The 22847-nt window shown below is 71.3% G+C and carries 20 protein-coding genes and 1 other RNA gene; 16 read left to right on the plus strand and 5 right to left on the minus strand.

The genetic code is table 11. The annotated features are described in order from the left end of the window. The first annotated feature begins 193 nt into the window (after positions 1 to 193). The 5 genes from mtrA to hpf all read left to right on the plus strand — a co-directional run bounded on the left by mtrA (position 194) and on the right by hpf (position 6049). A complete protein-coding gene (gene mtrA / locus KBX63_RS13740) occupies positions 194 to 883 on the plus strand; it encodes an MtrAB system response regulator MtrA (protein WP_109818783.1) in 690 nt (229 codons plus the stop codon). 111 nt (positions 884 to 994) lie between these two features. Further along, a complete protein-coding gene (mtrB, locus tag KBX63_RS13745) occupies positions 995 to 2653 on the plus strand; it encodes an MtrAB system histidine kinase MtrB (protein ID WP_247662332.1) in 1659 nt (552 codons plus the stop codon). Further along, the gene (locus KBX63_RS13750; RefSeq protein ID WP_210911399.1) at positions 2650 to 4455 is read left to right on the plus strand and encodes an LpqB family beta-propeller domain-containing protein; all 1806 of its coding nucleotides are present in this window, start codon (positions 2650 to 2652) and stop codon (positions 4453 to 4455) included. Before mtrB ends, KBX63_RS13750 begins: the two co-directional genes overlap by 4 nt. 4 nt (positions 4456 to 4459) lie before the next feature. Next, a complete protein-coding gene (locus KBX63_RS13755; RefSeq protein ID WP_374102218.1) occupies positions 4460 to 5167 on the plus strand; it encodes a ComF family protein in 708 nt (235 codons plus the stop codon). A gap of 246 nt (positions 5168 to 5413) precedes the next feature. Further along, a complete protein-coding gene (hpf, locus tag KBX63_RS13760; RefSeq protein WP_210911400.1) occupies positions 5414 to 6049 on the plus strand; it encodes a ribosome hibernation-promoting factor, HPF/YfiA family in 636 nt (211 codons plus the stop codon). A 90-nt stretch (positions 6050 to 6139) separates the two neighbouring features. On the opposite strand, the gene KBX63_RS13765 is transcribed toward hpf, so the two are convergent. Together KBX63_RS13765 and KBX63_RS13770 are read right to left on the minus strand one after the other, a co-directional pair. Continuing rightward, entirely contained in the window at positions 6140 to 7246 is a 1107-nt protein-coding gene (locus tag KBX63_RS13765) for a GNAT family N-acetyltransferase (protein WP_210911505.1), read from the minus strand. Between the two features lie 2 nt (positions 7247 to 7248). Beyond that, complete coding sequence (locus KBX63_RS13770; protein ID WP_210911401.1) at positions 7249 to 8400, minus strand: GNAT family N-acetyltransferase; 1152 nt, start codon at positions 8398 to 8400, stop codon at positions 7249 to 7251. A gap of 168 nt (positions 8401 to 8568) precedes the next feature. Here KBX63_RS13770 and secA point away from each other — a divergent pair, with 168 nt between their 5' ends. Next, entirely contained in the window at positions 8569 to 11496 is a 2928-nt protein-coding gene (secA, locus tag KBX63_RS13775; RefSeq protein ID WP_210911402.1) for a preprotein translocase subunit SecA, read from the plus strand. 167 nt (positions 11497 to 11663) lie between these two features. On the opposite strand, the gene KBX63_RS13780 is transcribed toward secA, so the two are convergent. Together KBX63_RS13780 and KBX63_RS13785 are read right to left on the minus strand one after the other, a co-directional pair. Further along, positions 11664 to 12254 (minus strand): Rv3235 family protein, encoded by a 591-nt coding sequence (locus tag KBX63_RS13780; RefSeq protein ID WP_210911403.1) that lies wholly within the window; start codon positions 12252 to 12254, stop codon positions 11664 to 11666. A 100-nt stretch (positions 12255 to 12354) separates the two neighbouring features. Next, entirely contained in the window at positions 12355 to 12582 is a 228-nt protein-coding gene (locus tag KBX63_RS13785) for an AlpA family transcriptional regulator (RefSeq protein ID WP_210911404.1), read from the minus strand. A gap of 216 nt (positions 12583 to 12798) precedes the next feature. On the opposite strand from KBX63_RS13785, the gene KBX63_RS13790 reads away from it, so the two are divergent. Beyond that, positions 12799 to 13308 (plus strand): hypothetical protein, encoded by a 510-nt coding sequence (locus KBX63_RS13790; RefSeq protein ID WP_210911405.1) that lies wholly within the window; start codon positions 12799 to 12801, stop codon positions 13306 to 13308. A gap of 18 nt (positions 13309 to 13326) precedes the next feature. Here the strand turns inward: KBX63_RS13790 and KBX63_RS13795 are convergent, their stop codons facing one another. Then, the gene (locus tag KBX63_RS13795) at positions 13327 to 14397 is read right to left on the minus strand and encodes a hypothetical protein (RefSeq protein ID WP_247662271.1); all 1071 of its coding nucleotides are present in this window, start codon (positions 14395 to 14397) and stop codon (positions 13327 to 13329) included. Between the two features lie 350 nt (positions 14398 to 14747). Between KBX63_RS13795 and pruA the strand changes: the two genes are divergently transcribed. The 9 genes from pruA to KBX63_RS13840 all read left to right on the plus strand — a co-directional run bounded on the left by pruA (position 14748) and on the right by KBX63_RS13840 (position 22806). Further along, on the plus strand, positions 14748 to 16376 hold the full coding sequence (gene pruA / locus KBX63_RS13800) for an L-glutamate gamma-semialdehyde dehydrogenase (RefSeq protein WP_210911406.1): 1629 nt from the start codon (positions 14748 to 14750) through the stop codon (positions 16374 to 16376). A 58-nt stretch (positions 16377 to 16434) separates the two neighbouring features. Then, positions 16435 to 17238, plus strand: coding sequence for a tryptophan 2,3-dioxygenase (locus tag KBX63_RS13805; protein ID WP_210911407.1), 804 nt, complete (start codon positions 16435 to 16437; stop codon positions 17236 to 17238). 143 nt (positions 17239 to 17381) lie between these two features. Next, positions 17382 to 17897: a PadR family transcriptional regulator gene (locus KBX63_RS13810; RefSeq protein ID WP_210911408.1), complete on the plus strand. Its 516-nt coding sequence runs from the start codon at positions 17382 to 17384 to the stop codon at positions 17895 to 17897. Between the two features lie 121 nt (positions 17898 to 18018). Beyond that, positions 18019 to 19140 carry a peptide chain release factor 2 gene (gene prfB, locus KBX63_RS13815; RefSeq protein ID WP_210911409.1) on the plus strand — a complete coding sequence of 374 codons (1122 nt, stop codon included), beginning with the start codon at positions 18019 to 18021 and terminating at the stop codon, positions 19138 to 19140. Between the two features lie 118 nt (positions 19141 to 19258). Beyond that, the gene (ftsE, locus tag KBX63_RS13820; protein ID WP_030331491.1) at positions 19259 to 19939 is read left to right on the plus strand and encodes a cell division ATP-binding protein FtsE; all 681 of its coding nucleotides are present in this window, start codon (positions 19259 to 19261) and stop codon (positions 19937 to 19939) included. 67 nt (positions 19940 to 20006) lie between these two features. Next, positions 20007 to 20882: a permease-like cell division protein FtsX gene (ftsX, locus tag KBX63_RS13825; RefSeq protein ID WP_210911410.1), complete on the plus strand. Its 876-nt coding sequence runs from the start codon at positions 20007 to 20009 to the stop codon at positions 20880 to 20882. Between the two features lie 149 nt (positions 20883 to 21031). Beyond that, positions 21032 to 21511, plus strand: coding sequence for an SsrA-binding protein SmpB (smpB, locus tag KBX63_RS13830; RefSeq protein ID WP_074319182.1), 480 nt, complete (start codon positions 21032 to 21034; stop codon positions 21509 to 21511). 105 nt (positions 21512 to 21616) lie between these two features. Continuing rightward, positions 21617 to 21992, plus strand: a transfer-messenger RNA (tmRNA) gene (gene ssrA, locus KBX63_RS13835). Positions 21993 to 22116: 124 nt separating this feature from the next. Continuing rightward, positions 22117 to 22806: a hypothetical protein gene (locus tag KBX63_RS13840; RefSeq protein ID WP_210911411.1), complete on the plus strand. Its 690-nt coding sequence runs from the start codon at positions 22117 to 22119 to the stop codon at positions 22804 to 22806. The last annotated feature ends 41 nt before the right edge of the window (positions 22807 to 22847 follow it).

Consider the following 22847-nt stretch of genomic DNA (forward strand, 5'->3'; position numbering starts at 1 on the left):
GGCCGAAGCGGCGGTGGCGCCGGGCGGCACCGAAGGGGGATCATGGGTGGTCCGGGCCGGGATCCATCCGTGCCTGGCCTCGCACCACGTGGCGCCGCCGCCGCGGGTCGCGGTGACACGCTTGCCGGCGGCGCTATCCGTTACCGGCTGACGCCGGTCCCACCGAACTGAACGGGGATGCAATATTAATCCCATGAGAGCCCGGGTACTGGTGGTCGACGACGACCCCGCGCTCGCCGAGATGCTCGGCATCGTGCTGCGTAGCGAGGGCTTCCTGCCCTCGTTCGTGGCCGACGGCGAGCGGGCGTTGGCGGCGTTCCGCGACAGTCGTCCCGATATCGTCCTGCTCGACCTTATGCTGCCCGGGATGAGCGGCATCGATGTGGCTCGGTCGATCCGAGCCGAGTCCGGCGTGCCGATCGTGATGCTGACCGCCAAGAGCGACACCGTCGACGTGGTGCTCGGCCTGGAGTCCGGCGCCGACGACTACGTGGTCAAGCCGTTCAAGCCCAAGGAGCTGGTCGCCCGGATGCGGGCCCGGCTGCGCCGGGGCGAGGACGTGGCACCGGAGATGCTCACCATCGGGCCTCCCGGCAACCAGATCACCATCGACGTGCCCGCGCACACGGTCAGCCGCAACGGCGAGGAGGTGAAGCTGACTCCGTTGGAGTTCGATCTGCTGGTCGCGCTGGCCCGCAAGCCGCGTCAGGTCTTCACCCGCGAGGTGCTGCTCGAGCAGGTCTGGGGCTACCGGCACGCAGCCGACACCCGGCTGGTCAACGTGCACGTGCAGCGGCTGCGCGCCAAGATCGAGCCGGACCCGGAGCGGCCGGAAATCATCCTCACCGTGCGGGGCGTGGGCTACAAGGCGGGGACCGGATAACCTGGTCACACTGTGTCAACCTCCCCGCCCCCGCACCCTCAGACGACGGCTGCCCGCCGGCCCAGCGCCGGCTGGGAGCTCTGGCGTGCGCTGAGCGGGCGGGGCGCCCGGATGGTGGCCCGGTTGCACCAGACCTGGCGCCGCTCGCTCCAGGTGCGGGTGGTGACCATCACGCTGGTCGCCTCCAGCCTGCTGGTCGGCGGTTTCGCGTACCTGATCGCCGACAAGATCACCACGATCCTGCTCGACAGCGCCCGCACCGACGTCCGGCAGCGCGTGAACAGCGGCGCCGGCTACGCGGCCAAGCAGGTCTCCCTGTACGGCCAGCCGCAGGAGGCGCAGCTCCAGGAGACCATCGAGGGCACGGTCAACTACCTGGCCGGCGGCGACCCCGAGCAGATCAGTGGTGTGGTGGTGGCGATCACCGCCGACGGCTATCCGAACGTCATCCAGACCCGCACCGCACCCGCGGCGAACGTCCAGCCGTTGATCAGCCCGGAGCTGCGGGCCGCGGTCGCCAGCGGCAAGGTGGCCAGCCAGATCCGCACCGGCCAACTGACCGGAAAATCCACCAAATATCTGGTCTACGGCTCGCCGGTGCCCACCCGGTTCGGCCAGATCGAGCTCTACTACCTCGTGCCCTTGACCCGGCAGGACGGCACCGCCGCCGACGCCCGAGCCACCGTGGTGGCCACCGGGGTCGCTCTGGTGATCCTGCTCGGGCTGCTCGCGGCCCTGGTCACCCGGCTGGTGGTCAATCCGGTCCGGGTCGCCGCGCGGACGGCCCAGCGGCTCTCCGCCGGCCTGCTCGACCAGCGGATGGTGGTCAACGGCGAGGACGACCTCGCTCTGCTCGCCGCGTCGTTCAACCAGATGGCGACCAACCTGCAACGGCAGATCCTCCGTCTGGAGGAGATGTCCCGGTTGCAGCGCCGGTTCACGTCCGACGTCTCGCACGAGCTGCGTACCCCGTTGACCACGGTTCGGATGGCCGCCGACCTGATCTTCGCCGAGCGCGACGAGTTCGACCCGGCGGTGGCCCGCAGCGCCGAGCTGCTCCAGGCCGAGCTGGACCGGTTCGAGGAGTTGCTCACCGACCTGTTGGAGATCAGCCGGTTCGACGCGGGCTTCGCCATGCTGGACGCCGAGCCGACCGACCTGGTGCCGGTGGTGCACCGGGTGGTCGACCGGCTCGCCGGCCTGGCCGAGCGGGTGGGCGTCCCGATCGAACTGGACCTGCCGGGCACGCCGGTGATCGCCGAGGTCGACCCGCGCCGGGTCGAGCGGGTGCTGCGCAACCTGGTGGGCAACGCCGTCGAACACGGTGAGGCGCGGCCGGTGCTGATCACTCTCGGCATCGACGACACCGCTGTGGCGATCACCGTCCGGGATCGTGGCGTGGGGCTCAAGGTGGGCGAGGAGAAGTTGGTGTTCAACCGATTCTGGCGGGCGGACCCGTCCCGGGCCCGGCAGACCGGTGGCACCGGTCTGGGCCTGTCCATCAGTCTCGAGGACGCCCGGCTGCACGGCGGGTGGCTGGAGGCGTGGGGTGCGCCCGGGCAGGGCGCGCAGTTCCGGCTCACCCTGCCGGCCCGCGCGGGTGACCGGCTGACCACCTCGCCGTTGCGGCTGGTGCCCGCCGACGCCGCGCTGCCCTTCGGTGGCCCCCGGGACGGCGGCCCCCTGGCCATCGGGCCCGGCACCGGCGGCACGGTGGCGATCGGCCCGGCGTCGGCCGAGGACGGACAGCGTGCGGAGGTGCGATCGTGAGGCGGCAGGTCCTGGTCGGGGCACTCGGCGCGGCGCTGCTGCTGGGCGGGGGGTGCGGCATCCCGGCGTCGTCCGACGTGCGGGTGGACGGCAAGGGCGGGGCCGCGACGGAGGCCGGTTCGGTCGGCGGCCGTAGCAGTGAGCCGCCGACGCGTACGGCCAGCGGCAGCGACATCGACGCATTCGTGCGCAACTTCCTGGACGCCGCCGCTGGTGAGCCGGAGCGGGCCTACGAGCGGGTCAAGCTGTTCGTCGCTCCGGAGCACCAGACCAAACTGCAGGAGAAGAAGGGCAGCGAGGTCGCGCTGAACGTGGTGCGGCTGCGGGAGGCGGTCTTCACCGGCAACAGCGACTCGACCACCACCGTGAAGATCAAGGTGCAACAGCTCGGCCTGCTGCGGGCCAACGGCACCCTGGCCCCGCCGGTGGCGACCGAGACGGGATACGAGTTCCGGGTGCGCAGCGCGGCCTTCGGCGGTGACGACGAGCGCGCCGGCCTGTACGTCCTCGACCCGCCGAACGTGCTGCTGCTCAGCGACAACGCCCTCCAGCGGTACTACCAGGGCGAGTCGATCTACTTCTGGAGTTCCGACGGCAGCCGCCTGGTGCCCGATCAGCGCTATCTGTCGGCAGCGGTACCGGACGAACGCCGGGTCAACGAGGTGGTGAAGTGGCTGGTCGGTGGCCCGTCCGACTGGCTGCGCCCCGGCGTCGTCGGGCTGCCCGACCGCACCGAGCTGATCAACAACGCCACCGGCGCGAACGGCCGGTGGGAGGTCAACCTGGACATGTCCGGTGACGACCAGACCCAGATCGACCGGCTGATCACCCAGCTCGCCTGGTCGTTGGGCGACCGGCAGGGCGAGCTGGAGCTGAAGGTCCGCAACAACTCGCAGCCCGTGCAGGATCTGGAGGAGCTTCGACGGTCCGACCCGCTCTACCCGGTCGATGCGGGCCCGCAGCGGTTCGGCGTGTACGAGGGCGCCATCCGTCCGCTCGACTTCGCCGGCGAGCCCAGCGGCGTGGTGCCGCTGGTTGCCGAGGTCAACCGCACCATCGTGTCCGCCGGCCTCGCCAGGGCCGATGACAAGATTCTCGCCGCGATGGTGGTGACCGGCGGCAGGAGCCGGCAGCGACTTGCGGTGGGCACCGGCCCCGATCCGGTCTCCGGGCTCAGCCGGAGCGGGTCGGACTATGCCTCGATCAGCCGTCCGGTCTGGCTGCGCACGGTCGACTCGCGGCCGGGCCGGGGCCTGGTGGTGGCCGAAGGCCGGCTCTACCGCTTCGACGAGGCCGCCGGGATGCACCAGGTGCCGCTCAACCTGCCCACCGCCGAGGTCACCGCGGTGGCCGCGTCGCTGGACGGCCAGCGGGTCGCGTTGATCGCCGGCGGCCGGCTCTACGTCGCGGCCGTCAACCTGGACGGCGGCGGGGTCTCCATCGGCCCGCCCCGGGCGCTGGTCACCTCGCTGACGGGCCTCAGCGCCGTGGACTGGAGTGGGGAGAACCGCCTGGTGGTGGCTGGGTCGGCCGGCCAGCCGGCGATCTACGAGATCAGCGTGGACGGTGCCCTGGAGACGCCGCTGAAGACCGACGTGGGTGCCAGGGTCACCCACCTGACGGCGTACCCGACCAACCGCACCGTGCCGCTGCCCAGCGGGGCTTACATGTACGAGGCGAACGGGGTGGCCTACCGCAACAGCCCGTTCGAACGGATCGAGGTCGAACAGGTGCGGGACATCACCCCACCGCCGACCAGGGTCCGCCCGAGCAATCCGTCGGCCCCGTTCTTCCTCTACTGACATCGTGCGCGGGCTCTGGGCCGACCTCGGCGACCTGGTCCTGCCCACCGACTGCGCGGGCTGTCGGGAGCGTCGGCCCGGTCTGCGGCACGGGATCTGCCCGGCCTGCGTGGCGGCGCTGAGCGCGCTGCGTCCTCGGTCGGTCCGTCCGACCCCCGTCCCGCCGGGCCTGCCGCCCTGCGTCGCCCTCGGCCCGTACGCCGGCCCGCTGCGCGAGACCCTGCTGGCGTACAAGGAGCACGGCCGGCACGGGTTGGCCCGTCCGCTCGGCGCGCTGCTCGCCGAGGTGGTCGCGGCGGCGGTCGGCGGGGCCCGTCCGCTGGCGTTGGTGCCGGTGCCGGACACCGCGGCGGCGGCCCGGGCCCGCTACGGCGACCACCTGGACCGGCTGGCCCGGCACTGCGCGGCGCGACTGAGCCGGGCCGGCTGGCCGGTGCGGGTGCACCGGCCGCTGCGGGCGCTGCCCCGGCCCGACTCGGTGACGCTGGACAGCGCCGGCCGGGCGGCGGCGGCCGAGGCGGCCTTCCGGCCCCGCTCCGGTGCCCGGGGCGGGGGCGGCACCTCGCGCGTGGCGCCCGTCGTGGTGTTGCTGGACGACATCGTCACCACCGGGGTCACGCTGGCCGCATCGGCCCGCGTGCTGGCCGCGACCGGGCACGCACCGGGAGTCGCCGCGGTGCTCGCGGCGACCGAGAAGAGACGCCGTTCGTAACCGTTCGTGTTTCCGTTTCACCCGTTGGTGTATGAGCTGCGAAAAATCCCGGGCGGTCTCGGCAACTTGGGGTGACTGCCGGGCGAACAGGAGTTAGCGTTTCGCTGTCGGGGGTAGGAGGTTCATCCCACCCGCCCCCGGCGGTGAGAGGAGGCGTAGCCGCACTGACCGGTCGACGCCAGCGGGGCTCCCCACGGCGCGCGACCGGGTAACCGGATCGAAGACCGTCCGAACAAGGGAGGTCACGTGGACATCGTGGTCAAGGGCCGTAACGTCGAAGTGCCGGACCATTACCGGGTGCACGTAGCCGAGAAACTCGCAAAGATCGAACGCTACGACCACAAACTCATTCGTGTCGATGTCGAGCTGTTCCACGAGCGCAATCCGCGCCAGGCCGACCACTGCCAGCGGGTGGAGATCACCTGCGTTTCCCGGGGCCCGGTGATCCGGGCCGAGGCGTGCACGAATGACTTCTACAGCGCGCTCGACGCGGCCATCGCGAAACTCGACACCCGGCTGCGCCGCGCCGCCGACCGTCGCCGCGTACACCGGGGCCGGCACGCGCCGATCTCCGTCGCCGCCGCCACCGCCGGCCTACCGGTCGCGGACCTGGTGGCCGCCCCGCTGAGCGCGCCGGGTGACGGCGCCCGCGCCGGCACCGCCGTCGCGGAGCGGGCGGAGGACGAGTACGACGAGCAGCCGTGGCACATCGCCCGGGAAAAGGTCCACCCGGCGGAACCGATGACGATCGACGACGCGCTGTTCGAAATGGAACTGGTCGGCCACGACTTCTACCTGTTCCAGGACAAGGAGTCCGGCCGTCCCAGCGTCGTCTACCGCCGTCACGCCTACGACTACGGCATCATCTCCCTCGCCACCTGAGACCGGTCCTGAGCCGGCTTGATCATGGAGCTGTGGTGGGTGCGGACGCCGCGAACCGGCGCCGACCGCCCACCACGGCTCCATGATCTGTCAGCGGAGGTCGGCGGGTAGCAGGGCGAAGGTCAGGTCGTCGAGGCGGGTGCCGGCCAGCCCGGGCAGCCGGCCACGTTGCAGGGCCTCCCGGTGGAAGCCGACCCGCTCCAGCACGCGGTGGGAGGCGGTGTTCTCGGGCACGGTTCCGGCGGTCAGCCGGGCGACACCGGCCGGCCCGAACGCCCAGCCGGCGAGCAGCCGGACGGCCCGGGTGGCGTACCCCCGGCCCCGCCAGTCGGGCAGCAACGCGTAGCCCAGCGACGCCTCGCCGCTGGCCACATCCGTGTACGACAACCCGCAGCTGCCTGCCGCCTCGCCGGTGGCCAGGTCGGTGATCAACAGTCGGGCGATGTCGCCGGTCAGCCACCCGCTCTCCGCGAGCCGGCAGCGCCGCTCGATCGCGGCCCGTTCCGGCGGCACCGGCGGCGCCTGGTTGGCCACCACCTCGGGCCGGCTGTGCAACTGGTACATCAGCTCGGCGTCGTCCGGCGCGAGCCGGCGCAGCGCCACCACCTGATCGGTGAGCACCCCGCCGGGCAGGTCCGGCAGCAGCCGGGCGGTCGGGCCGGGCGGGTCGCCGGCGAGGCGTACCCAGGCCAGCAGGTCGTGCCGCCCGCCGCCCCGGCTCGGGCCGGCCGATCGGCGTACCCCCTCGTAGCGGAAGCCGGCGGCCAGCGCGACCCGTTGGCTGGGCCCGTTCTCCGGGTCGGTGAGCAGCTCCAGCCGGACCGTCCCGGTGGCGAACGCGTGCTCGCTCAGCGCGCGGGTGGCGGCGGTGGCCACCCCTCGCCCGCGCGCCTCCGGCCGCACCCAGTAGCCGATCTCGGCCTGACCCCGGTCGGGCACCGGGTTGCTCAGCCCGACCCCGCCGAGCAGCCGGTCGGTGGCCGGGTCCGCGACCGCGTACGCCGCGCCGCCCCCGGTCCAGGTCGCCGGGGCACCCGAGTCGATCCACCAGTGGGCGTCGGTTTCGGTGTACGGCGCCGGCAGGTTCGGCAGGAACCGCTGGCTGACCGGGTCCGCGCAGGCGGCGACCACGTCGGCGGCGTCGTCGGCGCGGAACGGGCGCAGGCGTACCCCGTGTGCCTCGACGACGTGCCGCATGGTCACGTGAGGTCCTCTGGGAGCAGTGCGGCCACCCAGGTGTCCACCCGCTCACCCCGGTGCTGCACCCCGCCCCGGGCGGTCCCCTCGAACGCGAAGCCCGCCTTCTCCGCCACCCGCCGGGAGGCCGTGTTGCCCACGTTCGCCTTCCACTCGATCCGGGCCAGGCCCAGCGTGGTGAAGCCCCACGCGCTCAGCGCGGCCAGCGCGGCCGGCATGTAACCCCGGCCGCGGGCCGCCGGGGCGGTCATGAAGCCCACGTCGGCCAGCAGCGGGTCGGCGGGGGAGAGCCGCAGGTCGACGGAGCCGGCGTACCGGTCGTCCGGGTCGGCGATCACGTAGCAGGCCGCGTCTCCCCGGGCCCAGACCTCCCGGCTGAAGCCCCGGTACCACTGCGCGTCGGCGCGCTCGTACGGGTCCGGCACGGTGGTCCAGCGAATGGTCTCCGGGTCGTGGCAGGTCTCCACCACGTCGTCCAGGTCCTGCTCCTCCATCGGCCGTAGCCGCAGCTCGCCGGCCCCGGCGGTGGCGAACAGGGTGGGTTGCGGGCGGCCGAAGACGGCGGCCCGCCGGGCGGCCAGGGTGCCCGGCCCGGCTGGCCCGGTGGCCCCGGGGGCGGTCACCTCGCCGGGCAGCAGCGACCCGATCCAGCCGTCCGCGCTGCCGTTGGGTGCCGGGTCGGCCAGCCGCAGCCGGCCGTCGATCCGGAACCCGGCGCGGAGCGCGACCAGCCGGGAGGCGTGGTTGCCCACCTCGGCCTGCCAGACCAGCCGGCGCAGCCCGAGCGTGTCGAAGGACCAGCGGGCCACCGCCCGGGCGGCCCGGACGGTCACCCCGCGGCCACGCGCCCACGGGGCCGTCCAGTAGCCGATCTCGCCGGTGCCGGCGCCGCTGATGGAGATCAGCCCGCACGAGCCGAGGAGCTCGCCGGTGACCGGGTCGCAGACCGCGAATGGCGCGCCGGTGCCCTCCGCCCAGGCCCGGCCGCTCAGTTCGGTGACAAACCCGTGGGCGTGTTCCGGCAGGTATGGGCGCGGTACGGTGGTCCAGCGCTGGATGTCCGGGTCCTGGCACGCGCGGTGCACCGCGTCGGCGTCGGCGTCCCGCCAGGGCCGCAACAGCAGGCCGTCCTCGATGATCTCCACAGGCTCCACCCGTGCATCGTGCCGGAACGTTCGCCGACGGCGTAACCGGATAACCTGCGGTACGCACCCGGTGCGCGAGTTATGTCGGGTTCGGCGGGGTGGACCGCCGCCACCAGTGACCATCGCGCCGATGGAGCGCCTACGATGGTTCGAGACTGTCTAGGGGAGCGTTGATCCGTGTCGATTCTGGAAAAGGTCCTTAACGCGGGCGAGGGCCGCATGGTGCGCCGGCTCAAGGCCATCGCCGCCGCCGTCAGCTCGATCGAGGACGACTACGTCAACCTCACCGACGAGGAACTGGCCGGCATGACCGAACAGTTCCGGGAGCGGCTCGACGAGGGTGAGACCCTCGATGACCTGCTGCCGGAGGCGTTCGCGGTGGCCCGCGAGGCGGCCGCCCGGGTGCTCGGCCAGCGCCCGTACGACGTCCAGGTGATGGGCGGCGCGGCGCTGCACTTCGGCAACATCGCCGAGATGAAGACCGGTGAGGGTAAGACGCTGACCTCGGTCATGGCCGTCTACCTCAACGCGCTCTCCGGCAAGGGCGTCCACGTGATCACGGTCAACGACTACCTCGCCCAGCGTGACGCGGCGTGGATGGGCCGGGTGCACGAGTTCCTCGGGCTGACCGTCGGCGTGGTGCTGCCCAACCGGCCGGCCAGCGAGCACAAGGCCGCCTACGAGTGCGACATCACCTACGGCACCAACAACGAGTTCGGCTTCGACTACCTGCGCGACAACATGGCCTGGTCGAAGGACGAGCTGGTGCAGCGCGGGCACAACTTCGCCGTGGTTGACGAGGTCGACTCCATCCTGATCGACGAGGCCCGCACCCCGCTGATCATCTCCGGCCCGGCCGAGCACTCCGCCCGCTGGTACGGCGAGTTCGCCGGCGTGGTGGCCCGGCTCCAGCCCGGCACCGACGGCGAGGGCGACTACGAGGTCGACCACTCCAAGCGCACCATCGCGGTGACCGAGCGAGGTGTCGCCAAGGTCGAGGACCGGCTCGGCATCGACAACCTGTACGAGTCGGTGAACACCCCGTTGGTCGGTTACCTCAACAACGCCATCAAGGCCAAGGAGCTCTACAAGCGCGACAAGGACTACATCGTCAGCGACGGTGAGGTCCTGATCGTCGACGAGTTCACCGGTCGCATCCTGCACGGCCGTCGCTACAACGAGGGCATGCACCAGGCGATCGAAGCCAAGGAGGGGGTGGAGATCAAGCAGGAGAACCAGACCCTGGCCACCATCACCCTCCAGAACTACTTCCGCCTCTACGAGAAGCTGTCCGGAATGACCGGTACGGCGCAGACCGAGGCGAGCGAGTTCAACAAGGTCTACAAGGTCGGCGTCGTGACCATCCCGACCCACCGCCCGATGGTTCGCGAGGACCGGCCGGACGTCATCTACAAGACGGAGAAGGCCAAGTTCAACGCCGTCATCGAGGACATCGCCGAGCGGCACCAGATGGGTCAGCCGGTGCTGGTGGGCACCGTCTCGGTGGAAAACTCCGAGATCCTCTCCCAGCTGCTGCGCCGCCGTGGCATCCCGCACAACGTGCTGAACGCCAAGTTCCACGCGCGGGAGGCCGAGATCGTCGCCCAGGCCGGGCGTAAGGGCGCGGTCACCGTGGCGACCAACATGGCCGGCCGCGGCACCGACATCCTGCTCGGCGGCAACGCCGAGTTCCTCGCCGCGAACGAGCTGCGCCAGCGCGGCCTCGACCCGCTGGAGAACGAGGAGGAGTACGCCAAGGCGATGGAGGAGGTCCTTCCCACCTGGAAGCAGGCCTGCGACGCCGAGGCGGACGAGGTCTCCGCCGCCGGTGGCCTCTACGTGCTGGGCACCGAGCGGCACGAGTCCCGGCGGATCGACAACCAGCTGCGCGGTCGCGCCGGCCGGCAGGGTGACCCGGGCGAGTCCCGTTTCTACCTGTCCCTCCAGGACGAGCTGATGCGGCGCTTCCGGGCCGGGGCGGTCGAGGCGGTGATGGAGCGCTTCAACATCCCGGAGGACGTGCCCATCGAGTCGAAGATGGTCACCCGGCAGATCAAGAGCGCCCAGGCCCAGATCGAGGGCCAGAACGCCGAGATCCGCAAGAACGTGCTCAAGTACGACGAGGTGCTCAACAAGCAGCGCCAGGTCGTCTACGCCGAGCGGCTCCGGGTGCTCAACGGTGAAGACCTCTCCGACCAGGTCCGCAACATGATCGACGAAACCGTCGAGGCGTACGTGCGGGGTGCCACCTCCGAGGGCTACGGCGAGGACTGGGACCTTGAGCAGCTCTGGTCCAACCTCAAGCAGCTCTACCCGGTCGGCGTGACGATCGAGGAGCTGGAGGAGGAGGCCGGCGGTTCCCGGGCCGGCATGGACGCCGACTTCCTGGTCGCCCGGCTCAAGGAGGACGCGCACGCCGCGTACGACCGGCGCGAGGAGCAGCTCGGCACCGAGGGGGTGCGCCAGCTCGAGCGGATGGTGCTGCTCCAGGTGATCGACCGCAAGTGGCGCGAGCACCTCTACGAGATGGACTACCTCCAGGAGGGCATCAACCTCCGGGCGTACGCCCAGCGCGACCCGGTGGTGGAGTACCAGCGCGAGGGCTTCGACATGTTCGCCACCATGATGGACGGCATCAAGGAGGAGACGGTCGGCTTCCTCTACAACGTGGACGTCCAGGTAACCGAGCCGGAGCCGGCCGCGGAGTCGGAGGAGGTCACGCTGCTCGACAAGCCGGTGGAGATCCGGGCGAAGGGTCTCAACCGCGCGCCGCAGCGTCAGGGCCTGCAATACTCCGCCCCCACCATCGACGGCGAGTCGAGCCCCGGTGCGGTGGCCGTCGAGCAGGCCGAGCAGCAGGCTCCGGCGCTCGGTGTGGGTCGACCGGCCCCGGGTGCCCCGGCGGCGCCGGGACGCACCGCTCCGTCGGCTCCGCAGCGGCCGGCCTCCGGGCTGCGTGGCCCGGCGGTCCCGTCGGCGGCCGCCCGACGGCCCGCGCCGAACCAGGCGGAGGCCAGCAACGGCCCGTCCCGCAACGCGCCGTGCCCGTGCGGCTCGGGCCGCAAGTACAAGCGCTGCCACGGTGCCCCCAACGGCGGCAACTGACCGACAGCAGTGCGCGACAGGCCCCGGCCGATCTGGCCGGGGCCTGTCGGCGTCTCCAGCCCGTCGCCGGAAGCGCCGGCGAAGACCGGCAGGGCAGGTGGGCGGCGATGTGGAGTCGATCAACCCCCGACCGGCGGCGGGGGAGTCTCGGGTGGACGTGGCCCCGCTCAGAGGATGTGCAGCGCGGCGCAGAGCCAGCGGCCTCGTCGGTGCTCCAGGCGGACCGCCATCGCCCAGCTCCGGCCGCCCGCGCCGGTGACCACTGCGGCCGCCTCCACCGCGGCCTCGCGGGGCTCGCAGACCCGCAGCCGGAGCAGCCGGACCACCGGCCGTGCGGCGCGGCGGCGGGGCGACCCGGCCCGGCCGGACGCGCGGGCCAGCTCGGTCAGCAGCTCGGTGGCCCGGGCCGGGTCGAGCAGTGGCCGCACCTGCGCTGGCGACCGGTAGCCGTTGACCACCTCCAGGCAGGTGCCCACGAAGCGGTGCGCGGCCCGGGTCGCCTCCGGGGCGGTCGACGGCGGTAGCGGCGCGCCCGGGTGGGTGGCCGGCCGGGTGGGCACCCGGCGGAGGGCGGCGCGGCGGTCCGGCGGCCGGACCGGATCCGGCCGCGTCGAGGCGAACAGGTCGAGGGCGAGCTGGCCGTGGGTCGGCGCCGGCCAGTACGCCCCGTCGGCCTCGTCGACGTACGGCGGGTCGATCGGCGGGACGGGGCGCAGCCGCACGGGTGGCCGGGACGGACCGGATCGCGACTCACTCATCGCTACCCCCTTTGATCTTGCGTTTGCTTACGTTTGCCTTCGACACGCTCAATTCTGAGTGATGGAACGGCCACGGTCAATGGCGCAGGGCTGGCGGACGCTACTCGGCGTCGCGGTCGACGAGTGGGTTGCCACGGACCCAGTCGGCGGTTTCGGCGTACTTGTGCGCGATGTACTCCTCCAGCCGGGCGCGCTCGACCCGCCACTGGCCGCGGCCACCGATCTTGATCGCCGGCAACTCCCCGCTGCGCACCATGTGGTAGACCTGCGAGTCCGACACGTTCAGCTCGGCGGCGACGTCGGAGAGCAGCAGGAACCTCGGCTCCACAGAAACTCCCGGGGTTGATGACGTTTGCCTCAGTTTGCCATCGACAGCTCGAATGGCCCAGCAACTCCACTGCCCGGCCGCGAACCAGGTGCGGCGGGACACACCGGCGGGGAACTTCCACCGGCCGGAGGCGAGGTGTATGACGGTCACGGCGTGCGGCATGATCTGCGCCCGTGCCGGCGGCCGCCGGTGGTGAACTGAGCGGGGAGACGACCGGTGACCGACGAGCTTGTCCGGGTGTACGTGCCGGCGACCGTACCCATGCTGGCCCGCCTGCGTGAGCAGGGGCTGACCGCCGACCAGGCGCACGCGGTGACCCCGGCGCTGCGCGAGTGGTACGCCGAGGGCGATGAGGAGGAGTTGGAGTACGTCGCGTTCACCCGGGCCGCCCAGGACGCGCTGCTCCTGCTCCGGGCCGACCCGGCCGCGCCCCGCCGCCGGGTCGTCGTCTCGGCCGACCTGCCGCGCGCCGCGCTCGGCCGGGGCGACGGTGAGCTGGGTTCCAGCACGGTGACGTTGGCCGAGGCGGTGCCGGTGGGTGCCGTCGCGGCGATCCACGTGGACGGCACGGACGCGGTCGAGGAGGTCGCCGCGGCGGCCGACGTGGTGGCCGAGGCCGCCGCCGGTGACCCGGACGCCCAGTTCACCGTCGACGGCGCCGAGGACCACGAGTTGGAGTGGTACGACGTGAGCGAGCTGGACCTGCTGCTGCGCGCCACCGGCTGAACGGGACGCCGGGCGGTGTCAGCGGGCCCGGTCCGCCTCGGCCGGATCCGCGTCGGCCGGGTCCGGTTGGTCCGCGTCCAGGGCGGGGGAGTCGTCGGCCGCGACGGGTTCGTCGTCGTCGGAACGGGCCGGGCCGAGCGTGCGGCCGAACGCGATGAGCGCGGTCAGCGCCCCCACGAAGAGCAACCAGATGCCGTTGTCCACCCGCGAGGTGCCCAGCGAGGTCTGCGCCACCGCGTCCGCCTCGCTCAGCGCGCCGGCCAGGTCCAGCAGCGACCGGCCACCGATTCGGATGATCACCTCGGCGAGCAGCAGGAGCAGCCCCGGCCCGGCCCCGGCGAGCAGGTACGCCGGCCAGCGCAGCGCCGGGGTGTCGGGATCCCGCCGGACGGCCCGCCGCCGTGCCCAGCTCAGGTAGCCGAAAGCGAGCAGCCCGGCCAGCAGGCCGGCGACGAGCGACTCGGTGCGCGACACCCACTTCGCCGCGTTGACCAGCGACTCCTGGCTGTCGCCCGCGCCGAAGAGGTCGAAGAGCGGGTCCCGGGCGCGGCTGAACGCGACCACGAAGACCAGCGTGCCCAGCGCGGCGGCCGTCACCGCGCCGACCGCCGGTGCCGTCCGCGCCCCGGCGACCGCGCCACCGATGATCGCCGCAGCGGCGGTGGTGCCGGCGATCACGTTGGTGGTCGAGGTGTCGAAGTAGGTGAGGTTGATTGCGAGCGCGGCCGCCAGGCCGACCAGCATCCCCGCCCCGATCGCCCCGAAGAAGCGCAGGGTGGACCAGTCGCCGTACCGGCGGGACAACAGGTTGCCGCAGGCCAGGGCCACGGCGGCCCCGGCCACCAGCGCGGCTGAGATCACGCCGGGCAGGGCGAACGCGGAGAGGCTGATGGCGGTGACCCCGGCCGCCGACGAGGCGATCGCCTCCCGGGTCGACCAGAGCATGGCGGCCAGCCAACCGAGCGCCAGCAGCGCGAGCACGCCCGCGCCGGGTGCGGGCGCCGGCACGGGCCGGCCGCTGGGGCTGGCCGGGTCGACCGCCGGCTCGTCCGACTCCGCGGCTGGGACGCGGCCGGGCTGCTTGGTCATCGTCTCCCCTTCGAGGCGGCAGGTCACCGACCATTCAGGGTACGCGGGTCCGGTGGACCTTCCGCCGTCACGGGACGGCCGTGACCGGTACCGCCAGGAGCAGCTCACGCCGGACGGGTCCCGCCGTCCGGCCCGGGTCGCCCGCCCGCGCCCCGCCGGTAAGGAGAGGATGAGTGGGGCGGTCCTTGGCGGGAGGCGGTGGTGGAGGTGAGGCGAGCACCCCCGCATGGAAGAATCGCGGGAGGTCCCGCCGCTGCTCGGCAATCCCGCGCCGCGTCCGGTGACCGGCCGTCCGGTCGGTGCCCGCGGGTCCGGTTTCGCCACCGCAGTCGAGATCGCCAGGAGCGTTGATGGATGCCGTGTTCTCCGTACCCGAGCCGCGCAACGAGCCGGTTCGCAACTACGAGCCGGGCAGCCCGGACCGGGACCGGCTCCAGCGGCGGCTGACCGAGCTCACCGCCGAGCGCATCGACCTGCCGATGACCATCGGCGGCGAGCAGCGGATGGCCGCCGGTGACCCGATCAACGTGGTGCAGCCGCACAAGCACGCGCACGTGCTCGGTGTGACCGCGCACGCCACCCACGACGACGCCCGCGCCGCGATCAAGGCCGCCAAGGACGCCGCCCCGATGTGGCGGGCGCTGCCGTTCGAGGAGCGCGCCGCGATCTTCCTGCGCGCCGCCGAGCTGCTCGCCGGCCCCTGGCGGGACACGCTCAACGCCGCGACCATGCTCGGTCAGTCGAAGACCGCGATCCAGGCGGAGATCGACGCGGCCTGCGAGTTCATCGACTTCCTCCGGTTCAACGTGCACTTCGCCCGGCGCCTGCTCGAGGAGCAGCCCAGTTCCTCGGCCGGGGTCTGGAACCGCTTCGACCACCGCCCGCTGGAGGGCTTCGTCTACGCGGTCACCCCGTTCAACTTCACCGCCATCGCCGGCAACCTGCCCTCGGCGCCGGCGCTGCTCGGCAACACGGTGATCTGGAAGCCGGGCCCGACCCAGCAGTTCGCCGCGCACTTCACCATGCGGCTGTTCGAGGCCGCCGGCCTGCCGCCCGGCGTGATCAACATGGTCACCGGCCGGGGCGAGGAGGTCTCCGACGTCGTGCTCGCCGACCCGGACCTGGCCGGCATCCACTTCACCGGTTCGACGAAGGTCTTCCAGCAGCTGTGGCGGACCGTCGGCGACAACATCGCCCGCTACCGGGGCTACCCCCGGCTGGTCGGCGAGACCGGCGGCAAGGACTTCGTGGTTGCGCACACCAGCGCCGACGTGGACGCCCTGCACACCGCGCTGATCCGCGGCGCCTACGAGTACCAGGGCCAGAAGTGCTCGGCGGCGTCTCGGGCGTACGTGCCGCGCTCGCTCTGGGAGGGCGGCCTGCGGGACCGGCTGGCCGCCACCACCGACTCGCTCACGTACGGCGACGTGGCCGACTTCAGCAACTTCGGCGGCGCGGTGATCGACGACAAGGCGTTCTCCCGGCACACCGCCGCGCTGGAGCTGATCGCCGGCGACGACACCTGCCGGGTGCTGGCCGGCGGCACCGCCGACGACTCGGTCGGGTACTTCGTCCGGCCGACGCTCTTCGAGTGCAGCGACGCCGCCCACGAGACGTTCACCACCGAGTACTTCGGGCCGATCCTGGGCGTGCACGTCTTCGACGACGCACGCTTCGACGAGGTGGTCGCGCAGGCCGAGTCGATCGCCCCGTACGCGCTGACCGGGTCGGTGTTCGCCACCGACCGTCGGGTGATCGACGCGGTCGGTGAGCGGATGCGGTACGCGGCCGGCAACTTCTACATCAACGACAAGCCCACCGGCGCGGTGGTCGGGCAGCAGCCCTTCGGTGGCGCCCGGGCCAGCGGCACCAACGACAAGGCGGGTTCCTGGCTCAACCTGGTCCGCTGGGTGTCGCCGCGGACGATCAAGGAGACCTTCGTGCCGCCGACCGACCACACGTACCCCCACATGGGCTAGGAAGGCGACGACCGCCGGCGGCGCGCGAGGCGCAGCCGCCGGCGGTAGCCTGGCCGGGGTGACGCACCCCACCCCCGCGCCCGACCCCCGCTTCGGGGAACAGGGCGGCCTGCTCACCTACAGCGACTACCTGCGGTTGGCCGACCTGCTCGCCGCGCAGGTGCCGGAGTCCGACCCGGCCTCCCACGACGAACTGCTCCTCATCACCATCCACCAGGTGTACGAGCTGTGGTTCAAGCTGCTGCTCACCGAGCTGTCCGACGCCCGGGACCGGATGCTGGCCGGCGAGACCTACCTCCCTCGGGTGCGGCTGGAACGCTGCCACGTGGTGGAGCGGGTGCTGGTCGGCCAGGTCGACGTGATCGACACGATGACGCCGCAGGACTTCCTGGCCTTCCGTACCAAGCTCGCCCCGGCCAGCGGGTTCCAGTCGGTGCAGTTCCGCGAGATCGAGTTCCTCTCCGGGCTCAAGGACCCGGACTTCCTGCACCGGTTCCGCCGGTTGCCGCCGGCCGAACGGGACCGGCTGGAAGGGCGACTGGCCGAGCCGAGCCTCTGGGACGGTTTCCTGGCCGTGCTCGCCCGGGCCGGGTTCCCGGTCGGCGACGCCGAGGCGCGCTTCGCGGCGTACGCCGGGATCGCCGCGGACCGGGAGCGGTTCGGGCCGCTCTGGGACCTCGCGGAGGCCCTGGTCGCCCACGATCAGGCTTTTTCCCTGTGGCGGGCTCGGCACGTGCTGATGGCCGAGCGGCAGATCGGCACCAAACCGGGCACCGGCGGGTCGGCCGGCGGGGCCTACCTGCGGTCCCGGGTGGAGACGCGCTTCTATCCGGAATTGTGGGAGCTGCGCAGCCGGCTCTGACCGGGTCGCCGCGACCGGTCCGCCCAACCCATCGATAGTCCTCAACGGACAGTCTGTCGCCGACAGTGCACATAGGAAGTCCTGTCGGGTGGCAAACCGTCAAATCCTGGACGCCGCGAGCGCAAAGTGGCAGCGTAGTGGGCATGGCGGATTCCGGAGTCAACCCCACGGCGGCGGCCCTGCTCGGGCTGCTCCATGAGGGTCCCATGACAGGCGGTCAGTTGATGGCCGCCGCTGAGCGCCGGCTGGCGCCGTACTGGTCGATGACCCGCAGCCAGGTCTACCGCGAGTTGCCGGTGCTGGCCGAGCGGGGTTTGGTGCGGCTCGGCAAGCCGGGGCCGCGGATGAGCCAGCCGTACTCGCTCACCGCAAGTGGAAAACGGACATTTTCCCGTTGGCTGACGGAGAACCCGGGGCGGGACACCATCCGCAACCCGATAGCGCTCCGGATGGCCTTTGGCGAGTTGCACTCCGCCAGCCAGCTCAAGGGCCTGTACGCCTCAGCCAACGAATACCACACCGAGGCCCTGGCCCAGGTGCGGGAGCAGGTCAAGAACGCCAAACGGGACGGGGAGACGTACGACGCCAGCGCGCTGGAGTTCGCCGTCGCCTACCACCGCGCGGCCCTGTCGTGGCTGAAATCCGCCCCCGTCGGGTGATCGTCGGCAGGTTCGCGCATAGGGAACGAGCTGCCCGACCCGCCGAGGCGCAGTGTCACTTTCGCGCGGGACTGCGGGGCTCGCAAGCTCACTCCTCGCCCGCGCAGTACGCTTATCTGTCGTGACCGCTGCCGATTACGCCGAACAGCTCAAGGAACTCGACGCCACCCTGCGAAACATCGAGGCCGTCCTCAACCTTGACCGTCTGCACGAGGACAAGGCCCGGCTGGAGGAGGAGGCTTCCGCCCCCGACCTCTGGGACGACCAGGCCAAGGCTCAGCAGGTGACCTCGCAGCTGTCGTACGTCAACGGCGAGATCAGCAAGCTGGGCAGCCTGCGGTCGCAGCTCGACGACGCCAAGGTGCTGCTGGAGCTGGCCGAGGCCGAGTCCGACCCGGGCGTGCTGATCGAGGTCGAATCGGAGATCACCGGGCTGACCAAGGCCATCCAGGAGATGGAGGTCCGCACCCTGCTCTCCGGCGAGTACGACTCCCGGGAGGCGCTGATCGCCATCCGGGCCGGCGCGGGCGGCGTGGACGCGGCGGACTTCGCCGAGATGCTGCTGCGGATGTACCTGCGCTGGGCGGAGCGGCACGGCTACCCGACCGAGGTCTACGAGACCTCGTACGCCGAGGAGGCGGGCCTGAAGTCGGCCACCTTCGCGGTCAAGGTGCCCTACGCGTACGGCACGCTGAGCGTCGAGTCGGGGACCCACCGGCTGGTGCGGATCAGCCCGTTCGACAACCAGGGCCGCCGGCAGACCAGCTTCGCGGGCGTGGAGGTCCTGCCGGTCACCGAGCAGACCGACCACATCGACATCCCGGAGAACGAGGTGCGGGTCGACGTCTACCGCTCCTCCGGCCCGGGCGGGCAGAGCGTCAACACCACCGACTCGGCGGTCCGGCTCACCCACATTCCGACCGGCATCGTGGTGACCTGCCAGAACGAGAAGTCCCAGCTCCAGAACAAGGCCTCCGCGCTGCGGGTGCTCCAGGCTCGGCTGCTGGAGCGCAAGCGCCAGGAGGAGCAGGCCAAGCTGGAGGGGCTCAAGGAGAACGCCGCCGGCTCGTGGGGCGACCAGATGCGCTCCTACGTCCTGCACCCGTATCAGATGGTGAAGGATCTCCGAACCGAGCAGGAGACCGGCAATCCGAGCGCGGTCTTCGACGGCGAGTTGGACGGCTTCATCGAAGCGGGTATCCGCTGGCGCAAGCAGCGTCAGCTCGCCGGCGACGGTGCGTGATCACACGCAGGCGGAGCGCGTCGTCGATCTCCTGGTAGAGCCCTAATTCCAGGACGCGCACCCCCTGTGCGGGGCGTGGGGCTTGGCTCTGTCGTCACACCGCGTAGACTCACCACCCGTGATTCAGCTTGAGCAAGTGACGAAGACGTACCCGAAGGCGTCCCGGCCTTCGCTCGACAACGTGTCCGTCTCGATCGAGAAGGGCGAGTTCGTCTTCTTCATCGGTCCATCCGGCTCCGGCAAGTCCACGATCATCAAAATGCTGCTGCACGAGGTCGCCCCCAACAAGGGGCGCGTCGTCGTCAACGGCAAGGACGTCACCTCGATGCGCTCCTGGAAGCGACCCCACTTCCGGCGCTCGATCGGCTGCGTCTTCCAGGACTTCCGGCTGCTGCCGAACCGCACCGCGTACGAGAACGTGGCGTTCGCCCTCGAGGTGATCGGCAAGACCAAGGCGGTTGCCCGTCGGGTCGTGCCGGAGGTGCTGGAGCTGGTCGGGCTCGGCGGCAAGGAGCACCGCTACCCGCACGAGCTCTCCGGTGGTGAGCAGCAGCGGGTCGCCGTCGCCCGGGCGTTCGTGAACCGTCCGCTGATCCTCCTGGCGGACGAGCCCACGGGAAACCTGGACCCGGACACCTCGATCGAGATCATGCGTCTGCTGGACCGGATCAACCGCACCGGCACGACCGTCGTGATGGTCACCCACGACTCCAACATCGTGAACCAGATGCGCCGCCGCGTCGTAGAGATTGAGAGCGGTCGCATCGTCCGTGACCAGGCCCGCGGCGTTTACGGGTGAGCCGGCGCTCCACCCCTGCGCAGCCTGACGACGAACACCTCATGCCGGAGACCCGGAGGAACCCCCGATGCGCGTGAAATACGTCCTGTCCGAGGTACTGGTCGGACTGTGGCGCAACGTGACCATGACCATCGCGATGATCATCACGATGGCGGTCTCGCTGACCATGCTCGGCGCCAGCGGTCTCATGTACCGCCAGGTCGACGACATGAAGGACCTCTACTACAAGAACATCCAAGTCTCGATCTTCCTCAAGACCGACGTGACCGAAGAGCAGCGCGAGCAGATGAACGCGAAGCTCAATGCCGACCCGCTGGTCAGCGAGGTCATCTACGTCGACAAGGCCGAGGCGTACAAGCGGTTCCAGGAGATGTTCCAGGACGCGCCTGACCTGATCAGCGCCGTCAAGGAGGACAGCCTTCCGCCGTCGTTCCGGATCAAGCTGAACAACCCGGAGCAGTACAAGATCATCTACGACCAGTACAAGGACACCGAAGGCGTCGACGAGATCATCGACCAGAGTCGACTACTGGACAAGGTCTTCAACATCCTCACCGCGATCCAGAACATCGCGCTGGCCGCCGCCATCGTGATGGCGGTCGCCGCTCTGCTCCTGGTCGCCAACACCATTCAGGTGGCCGCGTACAGCAAGCGGCGTGAGGTGGCGGTCATGAAGCTCGTCGGCGCATCCAACTGGTTCATCCAGGCGCCGTTCGTGCTGGAGGCCGTGGTGGCCGGCCTGATCGGCTCGTTGCTCGCACTGGTCGCCCTGATAGCGGCGAAGTATCTGCTCTTCGACGGGTCGCTCAAGGCGTTGGAGGGCCTGCTGTCGCCGGTCAGTTGGGGCGACCTCCTGTTCGTCTTCCCGCTGATGGCCGGCGTCGGTGGCCTGATCAGCGCCGCCACCGCCTGGACCACCCTCCGCTTCTACCTGCGGGTGTAGCGACCGTACGGGTCGTCCCGTCGTCTCCCGGGGACCCTCCCGCGCCGGAAATAAACGGCGCGGGAGGGTCCTTGTCATTCAGGTAGCATGATCGGTTGTCCGGCCGGGGTGACCCCGGCAGCGGATGATCAGGAGAGGGGGTGGCGCCGATGCCACGGGAAAAGGGGCGCAAGGTGGTCGCCTCCAACAAGAAGGCGCGCCACGACTACTCGATCCTCGACACGTACGAGGCGGGCATGGCGCTGACCGGCACCGAGGTCAAGTCGCTGCGGGCCGGGCGGGCGTCGCTGGTGGACGCGTTCGCCCAGGAGCGCAACGGCGAGTTGTACCTGCACGCGATGCACATCCCGGAGTACACCCAGGGCACCTGGACCAACCACGAGCCCCGGCGTACCCGCAAGCTGTTGCTCAACCGTGGGGAGATCGACCGGCTGATCGGCAAGACCCGCGAGGGGGGCCTGACCATGGTCCCGCTGCAGGTCTACTTCTCCGACGGCTGGGCCAAGGTGGAGATCGCCCTGGCCAAGGGCAAGAAGTCGTACGACAAGCGCCAGGACCTCGCCAAGCGGGACGCGGACCGGGAGATCGCCCGGGTCAGCGGCCGGCGCGGCAAGGGAATGGACGACTAGTTCGTCCCGTTTGTCCGGGTCGGCACGCCGGCCCGGGGCTCGGGATGAAACCCGTTGCGGCAGGCGTTAGTCTTGTCAGTGTCGCCAACATCGGCGGCCCGTCGAGGGGGTGACTGGTTTCGACTTCGTACGCAGCGACAGGGGAAGCGAGCCGAGGAAGCCGACGTCGTCTCGAGAATCGGTCGTCGGAAACTTATAAGCGCCAAGAACAATCGCGCTGACTTCGCTCTCGCCGCCTGAGGCGAGTAGCTAAGTCTGTCGGCCTGGGAACGCCTTCGTCCCAGTAGCCGGCATCAGCTAGGAGGCTGGCCAATCGGACCCGGTCGCGGGGTCCGTGCGGCGAGATCAATCAGCGACTGGGCCCGTCACACCAACTTGCTCGCGTGAGCGGTGGGGCCGAGTAGAGGCACAGCGAGCTGCGCTCGGAGAAGCCCTGACAAACCGGCGAAGGACCCGGGTTCGATTCCCGGCACCTCCACCAAACGATGCGCCCCGGCCCACCGGCCGGGGCGCATCGTCGTATCCGGGGTCCCACGGCTCCGGTGTGCGCACCCCGGCAGGTGCCAGGACGCTGCCGACAGCCCGGCTCGCCTACGCTGCCGACTGTGCGGATCGAGGAACTACGGCTGTCGGTCGGCGCGTCACCCGGCGAGCGCACCGTCTCGGTGCTGGCCGGCGTGTTCGTCGCGGCCGTCGGTGCCGCGTTCGTGGTGCTGCCCCTGATCGCCGACGGGCTGCTGCGCCAGCTGACCGGCCCGGGCGACGGGTTCGCCTCCTACGAGGAGGCTCGCGACCTGCCGCCCGGGATGCTGCCACCCGCCCTGCGGGACTCCGGCGGCGGTGGCGGCTGGGACCAGTCCGGGTCCGGCCGGCTCGTCGGGCTGTGCGGGCTGCCGTTCGCCCTGCTCGGCGTCTATCTGGTGCTGCGGGTGCTGCGGACGGCCGCCTGGCTGCACGGCAGTCGGGCGCGGGTGCGCGGTGCGTTCGGCAGCCGGACCGTCGACCTCGCCACCGCCCGGATCGACGCCGTCGTGCCGTATCGCGAGGCGGGGGACGACGACCCACGGGCGCGGGGGCATCGGGCGCCGGCGATCGTCGCCACCGACCACGACAGCGGGCGGCGGGTCACCATCCCGCTGCGCGGCATGGGGCTGCCCACCCTGCCCCCGTCCGAGCTGCGGGCGTTGGCCGACGCGATCACCACCGGGCGTCCCACCGGCGGCGGCCGTGACGGCGACGCGCATGCCGTCGCGGGCGCGCTGCGTCGCCTCGCGGAGCACCCGCTGGACGGCTGAGCCGCGTACGGGTGGGGCCGGCGGGACCTGTGCGACAGGTG

The organism is Micromonospora sp. U21 (assembly GCF_018070045.1).
Taxonomy (GTDB): Bacteria; Actinomycetota; Actinomycetes; order Mycobacteriales; family Micromonosporaceae; genus Micromonospora.